Here is a 4,126-nt window from a genome sequence, read left to right as displayed (position 1 = left end):
AACACACAACCATATTTTAACTATTTGGTTGATAAATATATTATACGAAGGAAAAGTTATGATAATTCGTACCGTATTATCAGTTTTATTACTGGTTTTTAGTCTGCAGGCAAAACCGATTTTCAGCAACTCAGAGCAGGCGGATATAAGTAGTTATATCGACTCGCTAAAAGATTTAGTAGTAGCAACACAAAAGACAAGGGGTCTGACAAATAGCTATCTTAATGGAAATTTTATTGCATTAATGCTTGTTCAAGATGCAAAAAATGATATGAAAAAAGCTATTGGAGCGATGGAGTCTTCCAAGTTGGCGTCTGATTCAGTCATAAATCAAAGAGCATCGGGCATAAGTGACTCATTGATTGCGCTCAACAGAAAAGCAAGAAAGCTTAAACCTGAAGTAGCTTTTGAGAGCTATACTCAAGGAATAGAGCAGATTTTGATGCTGGCACAGACGGTTGGTAAAAGAGCTTCTGAAAATATGAGTCCTTTTGCAAAAGAGGCATCAATTGTCATGATGGAGCAGATGTTGCCTTTGAGTGAATATGTAGGACAGTTAAGAGGCTTTGGTTCTGGAGTTGCCGCTAAAGGTAAGATTACGACTGAACAAAAAGAGAATCTAATGCTTATCATGAGTGAAGTTATTAATCTCAATAAAGAACTTCAAGAAAACATGCAAAAGTTGATGCTTTTAGCAAAAAAAGAGTATGTGCAGAGTGTACAAGAGAGTATTGCCAAAGTAGATACCCTCTCTAATAAATATGTTGAGTTTGCAAAAAAAGAGTTCTATCTAGAAAAGATAGCTGTTAATCCGGATAACTATTTTGAAAACGGAACAGAAATTATTACCCACATTATTCAAGCTTATGATTTGACAAGCAAAGAAATTTTGGAGGACTCTAACGGGTGGCTTTAATAAAAAAGCTACTTTTTAGAGTCTATTTTGCTCTTTGCTGATTTAATGGCACTTCCAAGTGCTGTTTTAGCAACGCCCCATGCTTCAATTCCCATTCTTTTTGCCTCTTTTGCCGTCTCGGACTTAAGTGCGGTATCGGCTTTTTTAACTGCTGTTTTAGCCAGTGCAGAAAATCTCTCCTTCATAACTTGCGCCGTCTCTTTTGAGATGTGAATTAACTCTTCGAGATCATAATGCATCTTTTTATTAATGTCTAGGAGGATTTTTCTTATAGTCGGGTCACTCTCATTTGCCTGTGTTTGAACAACCTGCAAAAAGAGGGTATCTGTCTGGTTCAAATCCTCCATGATTGTGTCGTAATCTTCTATTAGTATATGTTTTGCCTCAAGCGGCATGTAAACAAGTCTCTTTTTAAATCTGTCTATTGATTCGAGAAGTCCTGCTCTCATGCCTCTTAACGTAGCCTCTAAGATATCCTCAGATGTGTTTGGCGTAGCTTCGGCTATATCTATGCTTGAGTGTAGTATTGTGGAGAGAATTTTTCTCACCCTTATGGTATTTAGGGTTCCCTCTTTAATGGTTTGGTAGGTAAGCTCTTTTATGACCTCTTGAATCAGCTCTTTTGCTTCGGAGTCTTTTGATTTTTCTAAAGCAGTGATAATTGCGCCCTCAACTGTTTCGCCAAGAATATCAAAGAGATCGATTGATTGAAGTTTTATTTGATGAAGCTTAGAGAGCGTCTGTATATCATCTTTATCTATTGCAGATTCTATATCATTAAAAATAGTATATTTCGCCTCTTGGAGCTCACTGGACTTTTTCTCTAAACTCCTCTCAATAAGCTCTTTTTGCACAAGAAGTTCTTCAAGTTCGTCTCTTAGTTTTTTTGTTTTTTTGTCTATAATATCTGTTGTTACATCCCTCATCTCATGAAGGTTTAGTGTTTGTAGTTCAATGTTTTTTAGTTCTCGTAAACTCATTTTAGACTCCTTTAAAGTACCATTTTTATATGTTGATGAGCTTTTAGGGCTTCATAGATAAAATTTCTGTCATCTTCATTGTGAACAAGCATGTCAAGGTTCATGCTTATGTATTTTCCGCCTTTAGAGCTTTTTGAGTGCGTGAGTTTATGTTCTCTCTCCTCTATAACAGCTCTAATCGCCTCTTCGAGAGCCTCTTTTTCACCGGCAATAAGCTTGTAGCACCAGCTGCACGGATAAGTAAGCTCTAGCTTCTCTTCTCTATCGTTGATAATCTCCACTTTTGCCTCCCGATTTTTTTTCTAACTGTACATTGCGGATAATCATCCCTTTGTCTATCGCTTTTACCATGTCATAGATGGTCAAAAGCCCTATGCTTGTTCCAGTAAGTGCTTCCATCTCAACACCCGTCTGCCCCGTGAGTTTAGCCGTGACGGTGAGTTTAAATCCGGGGAGATCTGCCAACTCTTCAACATCGCAGTTGATGCCGCTTAGATTAAGCGGATGACACATAGGTATAAGCTCGCTTGTCTTTTTTGTTCCCATGATAGCGGCGATTACTGCTGTTTGAAGAACAGGACCTTTTTTTGTTTTCTGGCTTACTATAGCGCCATAAGCCTCTTGACTCATCTCTATAATTCCGCTTGCAACTGCCACTCTAGTTGTTTGATTCTTATCCGATACGTCGACCATCTTCGGTCTGTCTTTTTCGTCCAAATGCGTTAAATTCATTACTGTTTCTTTATATTTTATTTCTAATATTATAGCAGAAGAAAAGTAATTTATTTGACCTAAACCATAAGCCTTAGCGCCTCTTGATATTCATGCGGGTGGTTGAGGTTTAAAAAGGGTTTTTCCTCTTTAAATTCTACATAAATCGTGTTTGAGGTTTTGAGCAAAAAACCGAGTTTGTGATTATTTTCTTTTAGCATTGATGCGAATTTTTTCTCCATAGAGCGATGATATACACCGCACATCGGCTCTATGCCATGTGGTGTTTTTGCCACCGTGGCATCTGCGTCTGTTTTATCTGCCGCAACTACTTTTTCTATCTCATCCTTAGCGATAAAAGGAGAGTCTACGCTGATTGCAAAAAACTTCTCACACTTTAAATGCCTAAAAGCAGAGATAAATCCAGCCGTGGGCGCATATAGAGAATCTGTTTTTATATCTTCAATAAAATCTGCTTCAAAGTTGAATTTTGAACTATCTTTGCATGAGATATATACCTTTTTAAATATTTTTTTGAGTCGATGGAGTTGGAACTGGGTAAGTGTGTTGAAGGCGCCAAAGGGGAGAAGAGCTTTATCCTCTCCCATTCGGCTGGATCTACCGCCGGCAAATATGACACAGGGTATTTCAAGCATTATCTAGGATCTGTTATATAGCCCTCAATTGCAGAGATTGCCGCAACTGCAGAGTTTGCCAAATAGACTTTAGAGCTTCTTGAACCCATGCGTCCTACAAAGTTACGGTTTGTCGTAGATATTGCCACTTCATTGTCGCCAAGAATCCCCATATATCCGCCCAGACAAGCTCCGCATGTAGGGTTGCTTACAACTCCGCCTGCATTGATAATAATGTCTATATATCCCAATCTTGAAGCCTCTTGAAAAATACGCTGTGTCGCAGGAGTCACAATAAGACGAACATCAGGATGGACTCTTTTGCCTTTTAAAATTTCTGCAGCGATTTTTAGGTCACCGAGTCTGCCGTTAGTACAGCTCCCGATGAATGATTGATCTATTTTGATTTTATCTTTTACAGCCTGAACAACACTATGCCCATTTGAAGGCAAAAATGGATACGCTATAACCGGGTCAAGGTTGGCAACGTCTATCTCTAAAACCTGCACATAAGAAGCGTCCTCATCCGAGTAGTGTATGCGAGGCTGGCGTGCTAGATTTTTATCGCTTAAGAACTCTTTTGTTACTTCATCATAAGCAACGATTCCGCTTTTTGCTCCCGCTTCGATTGCCATGTTGCACATAGAAAATCTATCATCCATGTTTAAGTGCGCAATTGTGCTCCCGGTAAACTCTAAAGTTTTATATAATGCTCCATCAACGCCAATTAGACGGATAATCTCTAAGATAATATCTTTTCCGGTTGTATATCTGCCGGGCTTTCCGCTGAGGACGACTTTTATAGACTCTGGAACCTTAAACCAGTTCCCGCCCGTAATCATGGCAAATGCCAAGTCCGTTGAACCCATCCCGGTAGAGAATGC

At 39.0% G+C, this 4,126-nt stretch carries 6 protein-coding genes; 1 reads left to right on the top strand and 5 read right to left on the bottom strand.

All coding sequences use genetic code 11. From position 1 onward, the window contains the following. Positions 1-58 precede the first annotated feature (58 nt). Positions 59-916 (top strand): nitrate- and nitrite sensing domain-containing protein, encoded by an 858-nt coding sequence (locus RQ763_RS10165; protein ID WP_314152814.1) that lies wholly within the window; start codon positions 59-61, stop codon positions 914-916. Between the two features lie 8 nt (positions 917-924). On the opposite strand, the gene RQ763_RS10160 is transcribed toward RQ763_RS10165, so the two are convergent. The 5 genes from RQ763_RS10160 to RQ763_RS10140 all read right to left on the bottom strand — a co-directional run. Continuing rightward, positions 925-1,896: a DUF6781 family protein gene (locus RQ763_RS10160; RefSeq protein WP_314152813.1), complete on the bottom strand. Its 972-nt coding sequence runs from the start codon at positions 1,894-1,896 to the stop codon at positions 925-927. A gap of 11 nt (positions 1,897-1,907) precedes the next feature. Then, positions 1,908-2,177, bottom strand: coding sequence for a DUF493 domain-containing protein (locus tag RQ763_RS10155; protein WP_314152812.1), 270 nt, complete (start codon positions 2,175-2,177; stop codon positions 1,908-1,910). Continuing rightward, the gene (gene moaC, locus RQ763_RS10150) at positions 2,158-2,628 is read right to left on the bottom strand and encodes a cyclic pyranopterin monophosphate synthase MoaC (RefSeq protein WP_314152811.1); all 471 of its coding nucleotides are present in this window, start codon (positions 2,626-2,628) and stop codon (positions 2,158-2,160) included. Before moaC ends, RQ763_RS10155 begins: the two co-directional genes overlap by 20 nt. Positions 2,629-2,687: 59 nt before the next feature. Further along, a complete protein-coding gene (gene mobA, locus RQ763_RS10145) occupies positions 2,688-3,263 on the bottom strand; it encodes a molybdenum cofactor guanylyltransferase MobA (protein WP_314152809.1) in 576 nt (191 codons plus the stop codon). Further along, positions 3,263-4,126: aconitase/3-isopropylmalate dehydratase large subunit family protein (locus RQ763_RS10140; protein WP_314152807.1), on the bottom strand; the 864-nt coding region annotated here is incomplete at its 5' end. The genes mobA and RQ763_RS10140, both read right to left, overlap by 1 nt.

This window comes from Sulfurimonas sp. (genome assembly GCF_032250635.1).
Classification (GTDB): Bacteria; Campylobacterota; Campylobacteria; order Campylobacterales; family Sulfurimonadaceae; genus Sulfurimonas.
Note: the sequence above shows the minus strand (reverse complement) of the source record. Positions and strands in the feature narration are given on the sequence as shown.

Excerpts from the sequence above, each read along its gene's own strand:
- RQ763_RS10165 (WP_314152814.1), top strand. The coding sequence starts at position 59 with ATGATAATTCGTACCGTATTATCAGTTTTATTACTGGTTTTTAGTCTG.
- RQ763_RS10160 (WP_314152813.1), bottom strand. The coding sequence starts at position 1,896 with ATGAGTTTACGAGAACTAAAAAACATTGAACTACAAACACTAAACCTT.
- moaC (WP_314152811.1), bottom strand. The coding sequence starts at position 2,628 with ATGAATTTAACGCATTTGGACGAAAAAGACAGACCGAAGATGGTCGAC.
- mobA (WP_314152809.1), bottom strand. The coding sequence starts at position 3,263 with ATGCTTGAAATACCCTGTGTCATATTTGCCGGCGGTAGATCCAGCCGA.